Below are 17,412 nucleotides of genomic sequence, written 5' to 3'. Positions count from 1 at the left end.
GAGAAAATTAAGCTAAAAATAAAATAAAATTTTATAAATTCAGATTATAGTAGGATTTTGAAATTTATATTTTATACTTTTTGAACTAGTGAAAATGATTACAGACAAAAATATCTTATTATATTTAAGAAAGTTATGCAAAAAAAAAATAATCAAATAAAAAAATAAAAAAAAACATTTACTATTGTTTACAATTTAGATTATTTTTTACGAAAAAAAAATAATTCATAAAACTAAAAGTACAAATCCAAACAAATAGTTAAACTTAACCCCACTTCTTGAACTTAATATTTCTATTTGATATAATTAAGACTGTAAGAAATGGTTACCATGATTATACATAAGGAGAGTGTTAAAAAAATGACAGATACTTTAAATCCGTTAGTAGCAGCTCAACAAAAAGTTAAGGCTGCATGCGACAAGTTAGGTTGCGACCCAGCAGTTTATGAAATTCTAAAAGAACCTGAAAGAGTTATTGAAATTTCTATTCCAGTAAAAATGGATGATGGTTCAGTTAAAACTTTTAAAGGTTGGAGATCAGCTCACTCAACGGCAGTTGGTCCAGCAAAAGGTGGAGTTAGATTCCATCCAAATGTAAACCTTGATGAAGTTAAAGCTCTTTCTCTTTGGATGACTTTCAAAGGTGGAGCACTTGGTCTTCCATATGGTGGAGGAAAAGGTGGAATTTGTGTAGATCCATCTGAATTATCTGATAGAGAATTAGAACAACTTTCAAGAGGTTGGGTAAGAGGACTTTATAAATATCTTGGTGAAAGAATTGATATTCCAGCACCAGACGTTAACACTAATGGACAAGTTATGTCTTGGTTTATTGATGAATACATCAAATTAAACGGAGACAGACAAGATATAGGAACTTTCACAGGCAAGCCAGTTGGACTTGGTGGATCTGAAGGAAGAAACGAAGCAACAGGTTTTGGTGTTGCTGTAGTAACTAGAGAAGCTGCTAAACGTGAAGGAATTGATTTCAAACATGCTAAAATAGCAGTTCAAGGCTTTGGTAATGTTGGATCTTTCACAGTTAAAAATATTGAAAGACAAGGCGGAAAAGTTTACGCTCTAGCTGAATGGGACAAAAAAGAAGGAAACTACGCTCTATACAATGAAAATGGACTAGATTTCAAAAAACTTATTGAATATAAGAACGAACATCACACATTAATTGGTTATCCAGACGCAAAACAAATTTCTTCTGATGATTTCTGGACTGGCGAATGGGATATCTTAATTCCAGCTGCTCTTGAAAATGTAATTACTGGCGATGTAGCTCAAAAACTTAATGTTAAATTAGTTTGTGAAGCTGCTAATGGTCCTACTACTCCAGAAGGAGATAAAGTTCTTATGGAAAGAGGAATTCCTCTAACTCCAGATATTTTAACTAACTCTGGTGGAGTTCTTGTTTCTTATTATGAATGGGTTCAAAACCAATACGGAATGTATTGGACTGAAGCTGAAGTTGAAGAGAAACAAGAAGCTGACATGATGAAAGCTATCAAAGGCGTATTCGGTGTTTGTGATGAATATGATGTAGTTCCTAGAGAAGGAGTTTACATGTACGCTATTCAATCTATCGACAAAGCTATGAAACTTAGAGGATGGTATTAATCTACACAATTAAATAAATTACAAAAGCCGCAACTTTTGTTGCGGTTTTTTATATATAGATAAACATTGAAAGGCTAGTTTATTTGAATTTTTTGCATAAAAAGTGAATGCTATATAATGCAATTTTTAGATTATCAAAATTTTATAAATAATAAACTTAATATTAAGGGAAACTAAATAAAAAAATAGTAAAAAAAAAGGAGCCGAAGCCCCTTGAGTTTTTATTCTGTTGCAAAGTTGTCGAAGTAGCCTTGAATTAAGATTACTGGAGTTCCTTTGTCACCTGAACCACTTGTTAAGTCGCAAAGACTTCCAAGTAAGTCAGTAATTATTCTTGGAGTAGTTCCAAGAGTTTCATTAGTTCCAACTAGATCTTTATTTTTGTGAGAAATTTTCTCTTTCATTGCAGCAGTTGCGTGTTCAGAGTCCATGTCTTTAAGGTCAGTGTCTGCAATATATTTTATTTTAAGTTCACTTGGTGTGCCAGTAAGTCCCTTAGTGTGAGCAGGTGAAACTACTGGGTCAGCAAGTTCCCAAATTTTTCCAACTGGATCTTTGAAAGCACCGTCGCCATAAATCATTACTTCGATATCTTTGTGATACTTGTCTATTAATTTTTTTTGAACATCATTTACAAATTTTTCGCCATCTCTTGGGAATAATTTTAATTTCGTTTCAGAGGCAAAGTTTGATCCAAGAAGTCCAAACTCTTGGTTGTAACCACTTCCATCAATAGATTCAGTCAAAATATCGTCAAGCCCTAGAACAATTTTTGCTCCTTGGTCTTTTAAGATTCTTTTGATGCTAAATCTTGTGTGAGTTGATCCAACAAGAATTTCGTCTGTATAATTTAAAATTGTTTTAGGATCATTTGAGAAGTGAATTTCACAATTACCATCACAAATTTCTTTGTAAAGGCTCACATAGTCAATTCCTGTGAATTCGTGTTTAACAACTTCTCCAAAAATTCTTCTATAATCTTTTTCTTCTAAAACATCTGTGAAAGGATTGATCTTAGCTTCATAAAGAAGGTTTGGATCCATTAATGAGTTTCCAACTTCATCAGAAGGGTAGGAGAATAGAAAATGGATTTTCTTTCCTGATTTTGCGATTCCTCTTAAGATAGTTGAAAATCTGTTACGACTTAAAATAGGAAAAACTATTCCAATTTCTCCAGTATATTTTTTATTAATATCTTCTGCTATGTCATCCACAGTAACATAATTGTTTTGAGCTCTTGCAACTAAAGATTCAGTAACTGCTACCACATCTCTATCTCTCATGGAAATATTTTCTGATTCAAGAGCCTTTCCTAGGGAATCAACGACAATATCTACTAAATTGTCTCCACTTTTTACAATCGGTGTACGGATTCCACGTACTACTGTTCCAATGTATCTTTGCATAATTCCTCCTACATTAAACTACATTTGAATAAATTACTTTTTTACTTCAAAATTATACACGAAGTCCTTCAAAATGTAAAATATTTTTTAAAATTTTTTATTTTATTTTAAAAATATTCAGAAAATTTGAAAAAATAGAGAATTTTAATAAATTCACTGTACATTTGTAACCACTTTGTAATATAATGTTAAAGATGATAGAAAGGTTTAGATATGATTAAATTTGAAAATGTATTTAAGAAATATGACAATGGTGTTATAGCACTTTCAAATGTAAATATAGAGATACCTCGTGGTGACTTCGTGTTTTTAGTTGGTCCATCAGGAGCTGGAAAATCAACTATGATTAAACTTCTTATTCGAGAAGAAAAAGTTAGTGGTGGAAAAATTTACATTGCTGAAAATGAAATAACAAAATTATCTAAATATATGATACCCAAACTTAGAAGAAATATTTCTGTTGTCTTTCAAGATTACAGATTATTGGAAAAAAAGACTGTATATGAAAATGTAGCATTTGCCCTAGAAATTTTAGGGGAGTCAAAAAGAAAAATAAATGAAAAAGTTGATTATGCACTTGATCTTGTAAATTTAGGGGATAGGAAGAAGGACTATCCGTCTGAGTTATCAGGAGGAGAATCACAGAGAGTTTCCATTGCGAGAGCCATAGTAAACAAAGCACCCTATCTTGTATGCGATGAACCTACGGGAAATCTTGATGAAAGCACAGCATGGGATATTATGCAGGCACTAAAAAACATTAACGATGATGGTAAAACTGTTATTATGGCAACTCACGCAGTTAACATCGTAAATAAATTTAACAAAAGAGTTGTAACTTTAGATAATGGAGAAATAGTTTCTGATGTTAAAGAGGGGGGTTATTATGAAAATAATACGACAGTTCTTTAATATTGTTAAAGAATCTTTTTCAGGTATCTGGAGAAATAGAACTATGTCCTTTACTTCAATTATTTCCATTGCTGCCATGCTTACACTTTTTGGCGTGGTGATGCTAATGATTTTAAATTTGAATGGAATGGTCTATCAAACTGGAGAAAAGTTAGATAAGGTTGTATTTTTCCTAAAGGACGATGCAAGTCCCATCGACGTAAATGCTTTTATTGATGAACTTCACAACAACAAAAAGGTAAAAAAAGTTTCCTATGTTTCAAGAGAGGAAGCTTTAAAAGAATTTAAAGAAGACTTTGGAGAAAAATCTAAAATTTTAGAAAATATTCCTGGAGGAAATCCTCTACCTGCTTCAATAACTGTAGAAATGAAAGAGTTATCCTATGGCAAGGAAGTTGAAGATAAGTATAAGAGCCTTCCAATAGTTGAAGACTGCAATTATTATTATGACTTTGTAACTCAAATGATGAAGGTACAAAATGGTGTTAAATATGTTGGAGCCGGCATTGTTTTAATTCTAGTGCTAGTGTCTGTATTAATTATTCACAACACTATTAGAATTGCGATTTCCAATAGAAGAAAAGAAATTAGCATTATGAAATATCTTGGTGCTACAAACACTTATATTAGAGGGCCTTTTTTGATTAATGGAATAATTTTTGGAATTATGGGGGCACTTATAGCAGGATTTATAACTTTAAAGCTTTATGAAATTTTATTTGATAGATTAAATCCTCAGATTTGCGACATTATAAATGTAGATATGATATCTGCCTTGTCCATTAGAGTGGATTTATATATAATATTTGTATGCATTGGCGTTGGAATAGGATTTTTTGGAAGTTTATTTTCAACTAAGAAATTTTTGGATGTGTAGGTGATTATAGAAATGGATAGTAAGAAAAAAATTCTTGCAATGTGTCTTATAGCCACTATGGCCATGCCCACAGGCACTATTGCAAAGAGTTCAAAAAGCTTAACTATTGAAAGAGATAAAAAAAAGCAAGAGCAAATACAATTAAATAATAAGATGAAGGAACAAAAATCTAATATTTCAAATACTCAAACTGAAAAAAAGTCAGTAACTAGTGAAATTGAAAATTTAGATCAAAAAATTCAAGTTACTTCTTCTAAAATTTCAGCTTTAGAAAAGGAAATTTCAGATTTAAACAAGGACATAAAAGAAAATCAAGCTAAATTAGAAGAAGCTCAGGCAAATTTAGCTGAAAACACAGATATTCTTAGACTTAGACTTAGAGAAATGTATAAGAGAGGCAATATAAATTATGTTGAAGTTATATTAAACTCTAAAGATATAGAAGAACTACTTAGAAATAACGAAATTATCTCATCTATTGCAAAGGCTGATAGAGAATTAATTGAATTTATACAAGAACAAATTGACACAATAAAAGATACTGAAGAAAGACTTAAAATTGACAGAGCAAAAGTTTCGGCAAATAAGGAAGCAGTAGAAAATGAAAGACAATCATACCAAGCTGCAGTAGATGCAAAAAATGAATATATGAAAGTATTGGAGTCAAACTTAGATTTATATAAGGCTGAATTTGAAGAAGCTCAATCAAATTGGGAAAGTTTGGATTTAGAAATATTGAGACTTCAAAAAGAAATTGCTATTCAAAAAAAAGCTGAAGAAGCCGCAAAAGAAAGAGCAAAAAGGGCAAGTGAAGCAAGAGTTCATTCAGATATTTCTGTGTCTTCTGCGCCAAGAAATGGGCAAAGTTATACATGGCCAGTTCCGGGACACTATTCTATTTCGTCTCCTTATGGGTATAGAGTGCATCCAATCCTTGGATATACAAAATTCCACTCTGGCATCGATATACCAGCACCAAGTGGAACTCCAATAGTTGCCGCAAAGTCTGGCACAGTAATTATGGCAAAAGCGATGAGCGGTTATGGAAATGTAGTAATGATTGACCATGGCGAAACTGTTACAGTTTATGCTCACTGTTCAGCAATAAATGTGTCTGTTGGTGATGCTGTAAATGCTGGAGATGTAGTTTCCTTTGTTGGCACAACAGGTCTTTCAACAGGACCGCATTTGCATTTCGAAGTGAGAGTAAATGGAGCTACTGTAAATCCATTAGGTTATGTTTAATGAAAAAGAAAAAATTTTTAAAAATTATAGCAGTTGTATTATTGGTAATTACAACTGCTTTTGTTACTAGAATACTAACAATAAGACAAGTTGTAAGTTCCAATGAAAATTTTGGAAAAGTAATAGTATTAGAAAAATACTTGAGAGAAAATTATCTTTACAATAAAGATATTAAAGATGAAAATCTAGAATCAGGTCTATTAAAAGGTCTAGTTGCAGGATTGGGCGATCCCTATTCACAATATTTGACAAAAGATGAGATGGAAAAATTATCTGAAACTACGACTGGCAAATTCCAAGGTATTGGAGTTTTAATTTCACCTGACGAAGATGGAAGTGTAACTGTAATTTCGCCAATAAAAGGCTCACCTGCAGACAGAGCTGGTGTACAGTCAGGAGATAAAATCTTAAAAATTAATGGAAAGGATTTTAGTGCAGAAAAAATTGACGAAGCATCAAAGGAAATGCGTGGAGAAAAGGGGACAAAAGTAAAAATTCTACTTCTTAAAAAGAAAAACTTAAAGACAGAAGAAGTTGAAATAAAAAGAGATGAGATTAAAATCGACTCTATAATAAAAAATAAAATCGGAAATTTTGGCTACATTGGAATAACAATGTTTGATGAAGAAACAGGGAAGGACTTCCTCAAGGCTTTAAACGAACTTACAAGAGAAGGTGTCAAGGGAATAATTTTAGACATGAGAGGAAATCCAGGAGGAGTTGTAGATGCAGCAGTTGAAATAGGCGATGCAATTCTACCTAAAACAAGTTTTGTAACATTAAAAAATAACAAGGGCGAAATAATTGACGATTATAAATTAGACGACAAGTACAATGACATAAAAATGGTCGTACTTGTAAATGAAGGCTCAGCATCTGCATCAGAAATTTTGGCAGGAGCAATAAGAGATCTTGATCGTGCAAAAATTATTGGAAAGAAAACTTACGGAAAGGGTGTCGTGCAAAATGTTATTGCACTTCCAGAAGGTGATGGACTAAAATTAACGACATCAGAATATTTTACACCAAGTGGCAAATCCATAAATAAAAAGGGAATAAAACCAGATATAGAAGTAGATTTGCCAGAAAACATTAAAGGAATAGGCATAGACTATAAGGATACAGATACACAACTTCAAAAGGCAATTGAGGTTTTGGAGGAAAATAAGTAAAAAAGAAAAAGCTTAACTTTAAGAAATCTTAATTAAGGATTTCAAAAGCTAAGCTTTTTCTTTTTGATAAAAAAATCTACTGACCACTAATAAGATCAGTAGACTGCTTTGGAGGCGACAACCGGATTTGAACCGGTGATAAGGGTGTTGCAGACCCGTGCCTTACCACTTGGCTATGTCGCCATAACAACAATAGTATAGCAAAGATTGCAAAAAATTACAAGTTATTTACAATAATTATTTATATATTTTTGTAATGTGATAAGACATATGTTACAGAAATAAAAAAATAGAGAGGTACTTTTGATACAATATAAATAAGAATAAAAAGTATCGAAAGAAGTCCTCTCTATGTCAATAAGAACAGAAGAAATGAGATTTCGTCAAATATTATGTGAATATGCACTTAAACATGGCGTTACTAAAGCCGCAAGAAGATATCATACTAATCGTCAATTTGTATATAGACAGTTAAAAAATACAGATGAAAAAATAATATATGGAAGAGAAGTATTTACCAGCGAAAAACAATTAAAAAAAGAAATAAAAGAACATGAAATAAAATATAATAGCACAGCAAAATATGTACTGAATTTCAAGAGTCCAAATGAAATAATAAAATAATATAATCTTCAAAAAGCTTTATTAAATCTTAATAAGCAGATAAAGCTTTTGAAGTAATTGTATCAAAGTACAAAAAGTGTAACATAGGTCTTTACAGTTAAGAAAAAATAGAGAAAATTTATCACTAAAAGCTTTACAAAAAGGCTATTATATGGTAGTATTACTTAGTAAATTAGAAGGAGCCAAGGGCGGCTCTTTTTTTTAGCACTGGAGGTGTTTTTATGGCAGATAGAGTAGTACTTGAATGCACACAATGTAAAAACAGAAATTATGTGACATATAAAAACAAGAAAAACACTACTGAAAGATTGGAACTAAAGAAGTATTGTAAATTTTGTAGAGAACATACAACTCACAAAGAAACTAAGTAAGGAGGATTTATGGCTACTAAAACGACACCTAAGACTGAAGAGAAAAAAGGCGGTCTAGGTAGATACTTTAGAGGTGTGAAATCTGAATTCAAGAAAGTTGTATGGCCTACTAAGGATACTGTAATCAAATATTCTATAATAGTAATTATAGCAGTTATTTTGTCTTCATTACTATTATTAGCATATGATAAAATCATAATGTTTTTATTTGGTTTTATTTATTGATTGGAGTGTTATAGTTGGATACACAAGAACTTAATAGTAATGAAGCTTCAAAATGGTATGTGATACACACTTATTCAGGTTATGAAAAAAAAGTAAAGGCAAACATGGAAGCAATGGTTCACAATCGAGGTATGGAGGATCTTATCTTCGATATTAGAATTCCTATGGAAGAATATGTTGAAAATAAAGATGGCGTATCAAAGGCAAAGGAAAGAAAGATGTTTCCCTCCTATGTCCTTGTCAACATGATTATGAATGACGAAACATGGTACCTTGTTAGAAATACAAGGGGAGTTACCGGTTTCGTTGGGCCAGCTTCAAAACCTGTGCCACTTTCCGATGAAGAAGTGTTACTACTTGGAGTTACAGATAGCAAAGAGTTATTCGACAACTACGAAGTTGGAGAAGTTGTAAAAGTTATTAATGGACCTTTCCAAAATTTGGTGGGGAAAATTGACGACTTTAATTACGACAAAGCTAAAGTTAAGGTATGTATCTCAATGTTTGGAAGAGATACAATCGTTGAATTGGATTTCAATCAAATTATTAAAGAGTAAGAAATGTGTGGGAGGGTAAACCCGCATTACCACAAGGAGGAAATAAAATGGCAAAAAAAGTCATAGCATTAGTAAAATTACAAATTCCTGCAGGAAAAGCTACACCAGCTCCACCAGTTGGTACTGCACTAGGACCACATGGTGTAAACATCATGCAGTTCACAAAGGAATTTAACGCAAAGACTCAAGATCAAGCAGGTATGATTATTCCTGTTGTTCTAACAGTTTATCAAGATCGTTCTTTCACTTTTATCACAAAGACTCCGCCAGCAGCAGTTCTTATTAAGAAAGCTCTTAATATGGCTAAAGCAAGTGGTGAACCTAACAAGAAAAAAGTTGGAAAATTGACAAAGTCTCAAGTAGAAGAAATAGCTAAAACAAAGATGCCAGATCTTAACGCAGCAAGTGTAGAAGCTGCTATGGAAATGATCGCAGGCACAGCTAGAAGTATGGGTATAGAAGTAGAAAGATAAGTGGGAGGCTAAGCCGCAAGTACCACGAAGGAGGTAAATATGCCAAAAAGAGGTAAAAAATATCAAGATAGCGCAAAGCTAGTAGATAGATCAAATTTATATGATGTAAATGAAGCTCTTGACTTAGTTACAAAAACTGCTAAGGCAAACTTTGACGAAACAGTTGAACTTGCAGTAAGACTTGGCGTTGATCCAAGACATGCTGACCAACAAGTTAGAGGTACCGTAGTACTTCCAAATGGAACTGGTAAAGAAATTAAAGTACTTGTTCTTGCAAAGGGAGAAAAAATTAAAGAAGCTGAAGCAGCAGGGGCTGACTACGCAGGTGGAGAAGAATTAGTAGAAAAAATTCAAAATGAAAACTGGTTTGACTTTGACGTAATTATTGCAACACCGGACATGATGGGCGTAGTTGGTAAAATCGGTAGAGTTCTTGGACCTAAGGGACTTATGCCAAACCCAAAATCAGGTACAGTTACATTTGATGTAGGACAAGCCGTAAAAGAAACTAAAGCAGGTAAAGTTGAATATAGAGTAGACAAAGCTGCAATTATTAATGTTCCAATTGGAAAAGTTTCTTTTGGAGTTGAAAAACTTGCTGAAAACTTTAAGACAATTGCAGATGCCATTATAAAAGCAAAACCGGCAGCTGCAAAGGGTCGCTATTTAAAATCAGTAACAGTTGCATCGACAATGGGTCCTGGAATTAAAATCAACGGATCAAGATTAATGGAAAAATAAAAACACCTTTGACCGCAGACTTTTTAAAGAAATCTGTGGTCATATTTTAATTAAAAAATCAAAAGAAAATGTTGACAAACTAGATAGGACTGTATATAATATTAATGTTATTAAGCCGCAGACAGTAGGTGGCATTGCCATAAGTCCTACCGAGGTTTGAAATTCGGATTTATTTGATTTTCACATCTCACGGCGGCGTGAGATTTTTTTATTTGGGGGGTGACAAATTGAAAGAAGAAAAATTACAATCAAAACAAGCCCTTGTTGATGAAATTAAAGAAAGAATTCAAGGAGCACAATCAATTGTACTTGTAAATTATAGAGGCTTAACAGTTGAAGAAGCAACTGAACTTAGAAGTAAATTCAGAGAAGCAAATGTTGACTATAAAGTTTATAAAAACACAATGATGAGACGTGCTTTTGAAGAATTAGGCATTGAAGGTCTTGAAGAATATTTAAAGGGACCAAGTGCTGTAGCTTTCGGAATGGAAGATCCAGCATCTGCAGCAAAAATTTCATCAGAGTTTGCAGAAAGTCATAATGCATTAGAAATTAAAGCAGGTTATGTTGATGGAAAGGTATTATCTTTAACTGAAGTTGATGCCCTTGCTAAATTACCATCTAAGGAAGTTCTTGTTGCACAAGTACTTGGCGGCTTGAATGCTCCAATCCAAGGATTTGCTAATGTATTGAATGGAACATTATCAGGATTTGCAAGAGTTATTGCTCAAATAGCTGATAAGAAAGAAAATGAAGCAGCATAATTATGCAAAGAAAATTAAAACAATAAAATTACGGAGGAATAAAATGTCAGAAAAAGTAGAAAAATTAATTGAAGAAGTTAAAGGACTTACAGTATTAGAACTATCAGAAGTAGTTAAAGCTCTTGAAGAAGAATTCGGAGTTTCAGCAGCAGCACCAGCAGCAGTAGTAGCAGCACCAGTAGCAGGCGGAGCAGCACCAGCAGCAGAAGAAGAAAAAACTGAATTTGATGTAGTAATTACTGAAGCAGGACAAGAAAAAGTTAAAGTAATCAAAGTTGTTAAAGATATTACTGGACTTGGACTTAAAGAAGCAAAAGCTGTAGTTGACGGAGCTCCTAAAGCTGTTAAAGAAGGCGTTTCAAAAGATGAAGCTGAAGAAATCAAAGCTAAACTTGAAGAAGTTGGAGCAACTGTAGAAGTTAAGTAATTTAAATTTTAATCATAAAAACTGCCTTAGTGGCAGTTTTTTTATGCAAAAAATTAATTAAATATTTATCATCAAGTAGTTTCTCTAATATTTAATGAGGTATTAAAAGTTATGTGTTCAACTTGAGTATAATCAGATTTACATTTGATTTTATTTATTAATAGTTCAAGAGATTTATTTGCTATATCTTCAAGAGGCATTTCCATTGAAGATATTCGTGTTTCTAAAAGATCTCCCATTGAATAACCAGTAAGGCTTAGAATTTTTAGTTCATCAGGAATTTCATATTCGCAATCTTTTGCAGCACGTAGAACTCCCATAGCTTGCAAATCATTTGCTGTTAAAATAGCATCAATATTTTCATGTTTCTTATTCTATGAAATTTATTCTCTAAGGGATTTTAAAAGTGTTATTTCTCTTTTATGACCTTCTACATCTGTTGGTGTTTCGAGATAGAAGGGTAGATCTCTTAGCTTTTCATGATTTATTATTCTTTTTATTGCTTCAAGACCAATTTTTCCTTCTCCAATTTTTTCATGTCTATCTTTGTGAGCAAATCTTTGGTTTTTGCTATCGTTTAAGTGAATTGCATAGAGTTTGTCTAGTCCAATTGTTTTATCAAATTCATCGAGGACGTCATCTAAATTGTTTACTATGTCGTAACCTGCTTCGTGAATATGACAAGTGTCCATACAAACTCCAACTTTTTCTTTTAGATGTACTCCTTCGATTATTTTTGCGATTTCTTCAAATTTTGAACCAACTTCTGTGCCCTTTCCAGACATAGTTTCTAGCAAGACTATGGTCTCTTGGTCTTCTCTCAGTACAAAATTAAGCTGTGCAGAAATTATTTCTATTGCTTTTTCAATTCCCATTCCAGTGTGCGAACCGGGATGAAAATTGTAATAAGTGTTTTTAAAATATTTTAGCCTTTCTAAATCTTCTGCTAAAACTAGGTTTGCAAATTCTCGCACAGATTCTTTAGATGAACATGGATTTAATGTGTAGGGTGCATGGGCAAGCAGGGGACCAAAATTATTTTCTCCTGCAATAGTCATCAATTTATCTATGTCATTTTTGTCTAATTTTTTCATCTTGGAACCTCTAGGGTTTCGTGAAAAAAATTGAAAAGTGTTGGCAGAAATTGAAAGTGCTATTTCTCCCATGCTTGCATAACCCTTTGATGTGGAAAGATGGGGACCTATTTTAAACATATTACCTCTCTTAAATAAAATTAGTGAAATTTATTTCACTGGGATCGTGGTATTTTACAACTTTGGCGGGTACTCCAACTGCGGTTGAGTTCGGCGGGATGCTATCTAAAACAAGGGCACCTGCGCCGATCTTTGCACCGTCGCCAATGACAACTGGTCCAAGGACAGTTGCACCTGTTCCTATTATAACATTGTTGCCGACTGTGGGATGTCTCTTTTTTTCTTTTTCATTTCCTGTTCCGCCAAGAGTTATATTGTGATACATATGACAGTTGTCGCCAATTTCTGCAGTTTCTCCTATGACCACAGCCATGCCATGGTCAATGAAGAGATTTTTGCCAATTTTTGCGCCGGGATGAATTTCGATTCCAGTTTTTTTCCTTGCCTTTTGTGAAAGCCATCTAGCTAGAGTGGTATGATTTTTTTCGTAAAAATAATGAGCAATCCTGTGGGTGATCATTGCGGGGACAATGGGATACATAAATATTGCTTCAAATAAACTTTTACAGGCTGGGTCTTTCTTTAAAATAAATTCACCATAAGATTTTAATTCTTTAAAAAAGTTATTCATTTTTAAATAAGTCTGTAGACATATATCTTTCTGCGGTGTCAGGTGCAACGGTTACAATGTTGCCGCCAATTTCTTTTTGCATTTTTAATGCACCAACGACATTTGCTCCAGAAGATATACCTACTAAAAGTCCCTCGTCACGGGAAAGCCTCTTTGCCATTTCAATTGCTTCTTCTGATTTTACTCTAATAGTTTTGTCGAGGATTTTTTGGTCTAAAACTTTTGGAATAAAGTTTGCCCCAATACCTTGAATTTTGTGTCCGCCAGATTCTCCCTTTGTAATCATTGGAGATTCTTCTGGTTCAAGTCCCCATATTTTTATAGATTCATCCTTTGATTTTAAAAATCTTCCAACGCCAGTTACAGTTCCGCCAGTTCCAATTCCTGCTACGAAGCCATTGATTTCTTTTAGTTCACTATAAATTTCAGGACCAGTAGTTTCTTCGTGAGCAAGGGCATTGTATTTGTTTTCAAATTGGTTTGGCATAAAATAATTTCCTGTTGCGACTAGTTCCTTTGCTTTATCAACGGCTGCTTGCATCGCTCCTTCTCCAGTTAAAATTAAGTTTGCACCAAAAGCTTCAATTAATTTTCTTCTTTCTATGGACATGGAAGAAGGCATTACAATATTTACTTTGTAGCCAAGTGCTCGTCCTATCATTGCAAGGGCAATTCCAGTGTTGCCGCTAGTTGGCTCAACTATTTCCATTCCTTCTTTTAAGGATCCATCTTTAATTGCTCCTTTTATCATATAAAGAGCAGCTCTATCTTTAATTGAACCTGCAGGGTTAGATTTTTCTATTTTGACAAAAATTTTGCCATCGCCAATTTTTTCTAACTGTACTAATTTTGATTTACCAATTGTTTCTAATAATTTTGTCATTTTTTCCTCCTAAAAAACAAATAAAAAAAGAGAGTACATGAATTCATATACTCTCAAAATCTTCTTAAAAATTAAAAATTTTAATATATTGATTCACATTCAAATAAGTCCTATAAAATTTTTTATAGAACAACAACAGAATGTTTGGCTTTTGAAATTTTTAAAATTTTTAAAGTTTTTCATTTTTATCGCCTCATCAATATGCGTTAACTATACTATTAAAAATTTATTTTGTCAAGCTGAAAAATTTTTTAATTTTAAAGTGATTCACGTAAAATGTGATTTTAAATTTATATTTATGCTAAAAATTTTTAAAATTAAATAAATTCTCGAATTTTCTTGAATATAATAGGACAACTTAGTTATAATGTAATAAGTAAATAAAAAGAGGTGTTTTATGAAAGTTTCAGTAATCCTGGCAGCGGGAGAGGGAACGAGAATGAAGTCCAAAGAGCCAAAGGTACTTCATGAAATTCTTGGAAGACCCATGCTTTTTTATGTTCTAAATTCTTGTAAGAATTCGCAAATAGAAAAGAATCTTATAGTTGTTGGACACAATAAGGAAAAGGTATGTGACGCTTTTAAAGAAGATAAAGATGTAGAATTTATTGAGCAACCCATTGGCGATAATGTACCCTATGGAACAGGTTTTGCTGTGTTAAATGCTCTTGATAAAATAGAAGACGAAGATACAGTTATTATTTTAAATGGTGATACTCCCATAATTTCTAGTTCAACTATTTCTTGTTTTTTGAAATTCCATGAAGAGAGAAATAATGATGTTACAGTTTTGTCGGCAGACATGAAGGATCCTAAAAATTATGGAAGAATCGTAAGAGATGAAAATGTAAATGTTGTTGCGATAGTAGAAGAAAAGGATGCAAATGAAAAGCAAAAGTTAATTCGTGAAATTAATTCGGGAATTTTTGCCTTTAAAGGTGCGTCTCTTAAATTTGCTCTTTCAAAAATCGATACAAATAATGCGGCAAATGAAATGTATATTACAAAGACTCTTGAAATTTTAGTAGAAGATGGCAGAAAGGTTGATTCCTTTAAGTTAAGGGATACTAGAGAAATTCTTGGGGTAAACTCGAGATATGAACTTTCCATTGCTACGGAAATTCTGCAAGAAAAAATAAACAAGGAATATATGTTAAAGGGCGTTGGGATAGTTGATCCTAAGTCTACATATATTGAATGGGGTGCAGAAATTGAAAGAGATGTGATGATTTATCCTGGAACTCATATTGACAGATATTCTGTAATAAGGGAAGGGGTAGAAATTTATTCTTCTACAATAAAAAATTCTGAAATTGGCGAAGATGTAATTATTAGATCTTCTGAAATTGAGGATTCAACTATTGGAAGAGGAACTACTGTAGGTCCTTACGCTCACCTTAGGCCAAATTCTAGGGTTGGAGAAATTTGTAAAATTGGAAATTTTGTTGAAGTTAAAAATTCAAATATTGGGAATGGTTCTAAGATGAGTCACCTTGCTTATATAGGTGATGCTGATATTGGCAGTGGTGTAAATATTGGTTGTGGTGTTGTTTTTGTAAATTACAATGGAAGGGAAAAGTTTAGAACAAAGGTTGGTGACAATGCCTTTATAGGTTCTAATTCTAATTTAGTTGCGCCAATAGTTGTGGAAGACAATGCCTATATTGCTGCGGGTTCAACAATAACTAAAGATGTTTTGAAGGGTCAGCTTTCACTAGAGAGGGCAACTCAAAGAAATATAGATGGATGGGTTAAAAGAAAGGGATTTGTCAAATAGGAGGACATAATAATGAGTACTGTTAATGGAGATATTGTAGTATTTACAGGCAATTCTAATTTGAGTCTTGTAGATAAAATTTGTGAAAACTTGGGAATTGAAAAGGGTGCTTGCACTGTTTCAACTTTTTCTGATGGAGAAATTTCTATTGATATTGGTATTTCTGTAAGGGGTAAGGATATTTTTGTTATACAATCTACTTCTTCACCAGTTAATACTAATTTAATGGAACTTTTAATTTTAATTGATGCATTAAAGAGAGCATCTGCTGGAAGAATTAATGCAGTTATTCCTTATTATGGTTATGCAAGACAAGATAGAAAGACTAAGGCGAGAGAACCTATTACGTCAAAACTTGTTGCAGATCTATTGACTAAGGCTGGAGCAGATAGAGTTGTTGCAATGGACCTTCACGCAGGACAAATCCAAGGTTACTTTGATATTCCTGTTGACCACTTGACAGCAATTCCTTATCTTGCAAGATATTTTAAAGATATTGTAAAAGAAGATGATTTTGTTGTCGTTTCTCCAGATTTAGGTGGAGTTACTAGAACTAGAAAATTTGCAAATGAATTAAATCTTCCAATTGCAATTATAGAAAAGAGAAGACCAAAGGCAAATGTATCCGAAGTTATGAACATCATCGGCGATGTTGATGGAAAATCTGTTATTTTAGTAGACGATATAGCAGATACTGCAGGAACTATTACTAAGGCAGCTGATGCATTAAAATCAAGAGGAGCAAAGTATGTTTACGGTGCTGCAACTCACGGCGTATTATCTGGTCCTGCAATTGAAAGGATTAAAAATTCATCTCTTGAAAAATTTGTAATCACTGATACAATTGAAATTCCAGAAGAAAAGAAAATTGACAAAATTGATGTTGTGTCTGTTGCTCCAATTTTTGCATCAGCAATTAGGAGAATTAACACTTCAACATCAGTTAGTGAAATGTTTGAATAGGGTGATTTAGTGTATATAATAGCAGGTCTTGGAAATCCTGGAAAAAAATACGAGGATACAAGACACAATATTGGATTTAAGACTATTGATGCACTTGCCGATAAATTAAATATAAAAGTTAATAAGATTAAATTTAAGGGGCTTGTGGGTGAAGGGAGAATAGCAGCAGAGAGAGTTATTCTCCTAAAGCCCCATACTTTTATGAACAATTCCGGTGAGTCAATAGTTGAAATTTTAAATTTTTACAAATTAAAACCAGAGGATTTAATAGTAGTAGTAGACGACATAGACATTGAGTTTGCACAGTTGAAAATAAAAAAGAATGGATCTGCTGGCACACACAATGGGCTCAAGTCAATTGTAAATTTAACAGGAAGTAAAAATTTTGCCAGGTTTAAAGTTGGAGTTGGTAAAAAGCATCCCAACGAGGATTTGGCAAGTTTTGTACTGTCCACTTTCCCTTCAAAGGATAAAAAACATATTGAAGACGCAATAGATGCCTGTGCCGATGCAATTATTGAGGCTGTGGATAGAGGCATTGATGCTTCTATGAATTCTTATAACAACAATATTTATTGAGGTGG

General features: G+C 33.0%; 21 protein-coding genes, 1 tRNA gene and 1 other annotated feature. Of the genes, 16 read left to right on the top strand and 6 right to left on the bottom strand.

The features are described 5' to 3' along the window. The first annotated feature begins 360 nt into the window (after window positions 1-360). Entirely contained in the window at window positions 361-1,626 is a 1,266-nt protein-coding gene (locus BIV18_RS03705) for a Glu/Leu/Phe/Val family dehydrogenase (RefSeq protein ID WP_075659358.1), read from the top strand. Window positions 1,627-1,847: 221 nt separating this feature from the next. Here BIV18_RS03705 and BIV18_RS03700 read toward each other — a convergent pair whose 3' ends face one another. Beyond that, entirely contained in the window at window positions 1,848-3,032 is a 1,185-nt protein-coding gene (locus BIV18_RS03700; RefSeq protein ID WP_075659357.1) for a coenzyme F420-0:L-glutamate ligase, read from the bottom strand. Window positions 3,033-3,245: 213 nt separating this feature from the next. Between BIV18_RS03700 and ftsE the strand changes: the two genes are divergently transcribed. From ftsE to BIV18_RS03680, 4 genes are read left to right on the top strand one after another with little or no spacing between them, the layout of a single operon-like run. Continuing rightward, window positions 3,246-3,944, top strand: coding sequence for a cell division ATP-binding protein FtsE (ftsE, locus tag BIV18_RS03695; protein ID WP_075659356.1), 699 nt, complete (start codon window positions 3,246-3,248; stop codon window positions 3,942-3,944). Beyond that, window positions 3,919-4,821, top strand: a complete 903-nt coding sequence (ftsX, locus tag BIV18_RS03690; RefSeq protein WP_075659355.1) for a permease-like cell division protein FtsX — start codon at window positions 3,919-3,921, stop codon at window positions 4,819-4,821. The genes ftsE and ftsX overlap by 26 nt, the downstream gene beginning before the upstream one ends. Before the next feature lie 12 nt (window positions 4,822-4,833). Beyond that, a complete protein-coding gene (locus BIV18_RS03685; RefSeq protein ID WP_075659354.1) occupies window positions 4,834-6,066 on the top strand; it encodes a murein hydrolase activator EnvC family protein in 1,233 nt (410 codons plus the stop codon). Beyond that, a complete protein-coding gene (locus BIV18_RS03680) occupies window positions 6,066-7,238 on the top strand; it encodes a S41 family peptidase (RefSeq protein WP_075659353.1) in 1,173 nt (390 codons plus the stop codon). Before BIV18_RS03685 ends, BIV18_RS03680 begins: the two co-directional genes overlap by 1 nt. 109 nt (window positions 7,239-7,347) lie before the next feature. Here BIV18_RS03680 and BIV18_RS03675 read toward each other — a convergent pair. Continuing rightward, window positions 7,348-7,421 (bottom strand) — tRNA-Cys (locus BIV18_RS03675). A 168-nt stretch (window positions 7,422-7,589) separates the two neighbouring features. On the opposite strand from BIV18_RS03675, the gene BIV18_RS10755 reads away from it, so the two are divergent. The 8 genes from BIV18_RS10755 (at window position 7,590) to rplL (ending at window position 11,420) form a co-directional block, all read left to right on the top strand. Further along, a complete protein-coding gene (locus BIV18_RS10755) occupies window positions 7,590-7,862 on the top strand; it encodes a hypothetical protein (RefSeq protein WP_075659352.1) in 273 nt (90 codons plus the stop codon). 221 nt (window positions 7,863-8,083) lie between these two features. Beyond that, window positions 8,084-8,233 (top strand): 50S ribosomal protein L33, encoded by a 150-nt coding sequence (rpmG, locus tag BIV18_RS03665; protein WP_075659351.1) that lies wholly within the window; start codon window positions 8,084-8,086, stop codon window positions 8,231-8,233. A 9-nt stretch (window positions 8,234-8,242) separates the two neighbouring features. Next, window positions 8,243-8,458: a preprotein translocase subunit SecE gene (secE, locus tag BIV18_RS03660; protein WP_075659350.1), complete on the top strand. Its 216-nt coding sequence runs from the start codon at window positions 8,243-8,245 to the stop codon at window positions 8,456-8,458. Between the two features lie 14 nt (window positions 8,459-8,472). Then, window positions 8,473-9,015 carry a transcription termination/antitermination protein NusG gene (nusG, locus tag BIV18_RS03655; RefSeq protein ID WP_075659349.1) on the top strand — a complete coding sequence of 181 codons (543 nt, stop codon included), beginning with the start codon at window positions 8,473-8,475 and terminating at the stop codon, window positions 9,013-9,015. 47 nt (window positions 9,016-9,062) lie between these two features. Continuing rightward, on the top strand, window positions 9,063-9,488 hold the full coding sequence (gene rplK / locus BIV18_RS03650) for a 50S ribosomal protein L11 (protein WP_075659348.1): 426 nt from the start codon (window positions 9,063-9,065) through the stop codon (window positions 9,486-9,488). Between the two features lie 39 nt (window positions 9,489-9,527). Then, entirely contained in the window at window positions 9,528-10,229 is a 702-nt protein-coding gene (gene rplA, locus BIV18_RS03645) for a 50S ribosomal protein L1 (RefSeq protein ID WP_075659347.1), read from the top strand. Between the two features lie 97 nt (window positions 10,230-10,326). Next, window positions 10,327-10,448 (top strand) — a sequence feature (ribosomal protein L10 leader region). A gap of 8 nt (window positions 10,449-10,456) precedes the next feature. Next, entirely contained in the window at window positions 10,457-10,993 is a 537-nt protein-coding gene (rplJ, locus tag BIV18_RS03640; RefSeq protein WP_075659346.1) for a 50S ribosomal protein L10, read from the top strand. 43 nt (window positions 10,994-11,036) lie between these two features. After that, the gene (gene rplL, locus BIV18_RS03635) at window positions 11,037-11,420 is read left to right on the top strand and encodes a 50S ribosomal protein L7/L12 (protein WP_075659345.1); all 384 of its coding nucleotides are present in this window, start codon (window positions 11,037-11,039) and stop codon (window positions 11,418-11,420) included. Window positions 11,421-11,491: 71 nt separating this feature from the next. On the opposite strand, the gene BIV18_RS03630 is transcribed toward rplL, so the two are convergent. Genes BIV18_RS03630 through cysK form a run of 4 tightly spaced genes read right to left on the bottom strand, consistent with a single transcriptional unit; the run spans window position 11,492 to window position 14,088 of the window. Then, window positions 11,492-11,767, bottom strand: a complete 276-nt coding sequence (locus BIV18_RS03630) for a substrate-binding domain-containing protein (RefSeq protein WP_268875184.1) — start codon at window positions 11,765-11,767, stop codon at window positions 11,492-11,494. A gap of 36 nt (window positions 11,768-11,803) precedes the next feature. Next, on the bottom strand, window positions 11,804-12,634 hold the full coding sequence (locus BIV18_RS03625; RefSeq protein ID WP_075659343.1) for a deoxyribonuclease IV: 831 nt from the start codon (window positions 12,632-12,634) through the stop codon (window positions 11,804-11,806). 10 nt (window positions 12,635-12,644) lie between these two features. After that, window positions 12,645-13,205 (bottom strand): serine O-acetyltransferase EpsC, encoded by a 561-nt coding sequence (gene epsC / locus BIV18_RS03620; protein WP_075659342.1) that lies wholly within the window; start codon window positions 13,203-13,205, stop codon window positions 12,645-12,647. After that, the gene (gene cysK, locus BIV18_RS03615) at window positions 13,198-14,088 is read right to left on the bottom strand and encodes a cysteine synthase A (RefSeq protein ID WP_075659341.1); all 891 of its coding nucleotides are present in this window, start codon (window positions 14,086-14,088) and stop codon (window positions 13,198-13,200) included. Before cysK ends, epsC begins: the two co-directional genes overlap by 8 nt. Before the next feature lie 397 nt (window positions 14,089-14,485). Between cysK and glmU the strand changes: the two genes are divergently transcribed. The 3 genes from glmU to pth are packed head-to-tail and all read left to right on the top strand — an operon-like array spanning window position 14,486 to window position 17,407. Next, window positions 14,486-15,865 (top strand): bifunctional UDP-N-acetylglucosamine diphosphorylase/glucosamine-1-phosphate N-acetyltransferase GlmU, encoded by a 1,380-nt coding sequence (gene glmU / locus BIV18_RS03605; RefSeq protein ID WP_075659339.1) that lies wholly within the window; start codon window positions 14,486-14,488, stop codon window positions 15,863-15,865. Window positions 15,866-15,877: 12 nt separating this feature from the next. Next, complete coding sequence (locus tag BIV18_RS03600; RefSeq protein WP_075659338.1) at window positions 15,878-16,828, top strand: ribose-phosphate diphosphokinase; 951 nt, start codon at window positions 15,878-15,880, stop codon at window positions 16,826-16,828. Between the two features lie 9 nt (window positions 16,829-16,837). Continuing rightward, window positions 16,838-17,407: an aminoacyl-tRNA hydrolase gene (gene pth, locus BIV18_RS03595; RefSeq protein WP_075659337.1), complete on the top strand. Its 570-nt coding sequence runs from the start codon at window positions 16,838-16,840 to the stop codon at window positions 17,405-17,407. Window positions 17,408-17,412: the final 5 nt, after the last annotated feature.

This window comes from Peptoniphilus grossensis (assembly GCF_001940285.1).
GTDB classification, from domain to species: Bacteria; Bacillota; Clostridia; order Tissierellales; family Peptoniphilaceae; genus Peptoniphilus_A; species Peptoniphilus_A faecalis.
Note: the sequence above shows the minus strand (reverse complement) of the source record. Positions and strands in the feature narration are given on the sequence as shown.

Excerpts from the sequence above, each read along its gene's own strand:
- BIV18_RS03705 (WP_075659358.1), top strand. The coding sequence starts at position 361 with ATGACAGATACTTTAAATCCGTTAGTAGCAGCTCAACAAAAAGTTAAG.
- BIV18_RS03700 (WP_075659357.1), bottom strand. The coding sequence starts at position 3,032 with ATGCAAAGATACATTGGAACAGTAGTACGTGGAATCCGTACACCGATT.
- ftsE (WP_075659356.1), top strand. The coding sequence starts at position 3,246 with ATGATTAAATTTGAAAATGTATTTAAGAAATATGACAATGGTGTTATA.
- ftsX (WP_075659355.1), top strand. The coding sequence starts at position 3,919 with ATGAAAATAATACGACAGTTCTTTAATATTGTTAAAGAATCTTTTTCA.
- BIV18_RS03685 (WP_075659354.1), top strand. The coding sequence starts at position 4,834 with ATGGATAGTAAGAAAAAAATTCTTGCAATGTGTCTTATAGCCACTATG.
- BIV18_RS03680 (WP_075659353.1), top strand. The coding sequence starts at position 6,066 with ATGAAAAAGAAAAAATTTTTAAAAATTATAGCAGTTGTATTATTGGTA.
- BIV18_RS10755 (WP_075659352.1), top strand. The coding sequence starts at position 7,590 with ATGTCAATAAGAACAGAAGAAATGAGATTTCGTCAAATATTATGTGAA.
- rpmG (WP_075659351.1), top strand. The coding sequence starts at position 8,084 with ATGGCAGATAGAGTAGTACTTGAATGCACACAATGTAAAAACAGAAAT.
- secE (WP_075659350.1), top strand. The coding sequence starts at position 8,243 with ATGGCTACTAAAACGACACCTAAGACTGAAGAGAAAAAAGGCGGTCTA.
- rplK (WP_075659348.1), top strand. The coding sequence starts at position 9,063 with ATGGCAAAAAAAGTCATAGCATTAGTAAAATTACAAATTCCTGCAGGA.
- rplA (WP_075659347.1), top strand. The coding sequence starts at position 9,528 with ATGCCAAAAAGAGGTAAAAAATATCAAGATAGCGCAAAGCTAGTAGAT.
- rplL (WP_075659345.1), top strand. The coding sequence starts at position 11,037 with ATGTCAGAAAAAGTAGAAAAATTAATTGAAGAAGTTAAAGGACTTACA.
- BIV18_RS03625 (WP_075659343.1), bottom strand. The coding sequence starts at position 12,634 with ATGTTTAAAATAGGTCCCCATCTTTCCACATCAAAGGGTTATGCAAGC.
- epsC (WP_075659342.1), bottom strand. The coding sequence starts at position 13,205 with ATGAATAACTTTTTTAAAGAATTAAAATCTTATGGTGAATTTATTTTA.
- cysK (WP_075659341.1), bottom strand. The coding sequence starts at position 14,088 with ATGACAAAATTATTAGAAACAATTGGTAAATCAAAATTAGTACAGTTA.
- glmU (WP_075659339.1), top strand. The coding sequence starts at position 14,486 with ATGAAAGTTTCAGTAATCCTGGCAGCGGGAGAGGGAACGAGAATGAAG.
- BIV18_RS03600 (WP_075659338.1), top strand. The coding sequence starts at position 15,878 with ATGAGTACTGTTAATGGAGATATTGTAGTATTTACAGGCAATTCTAAT.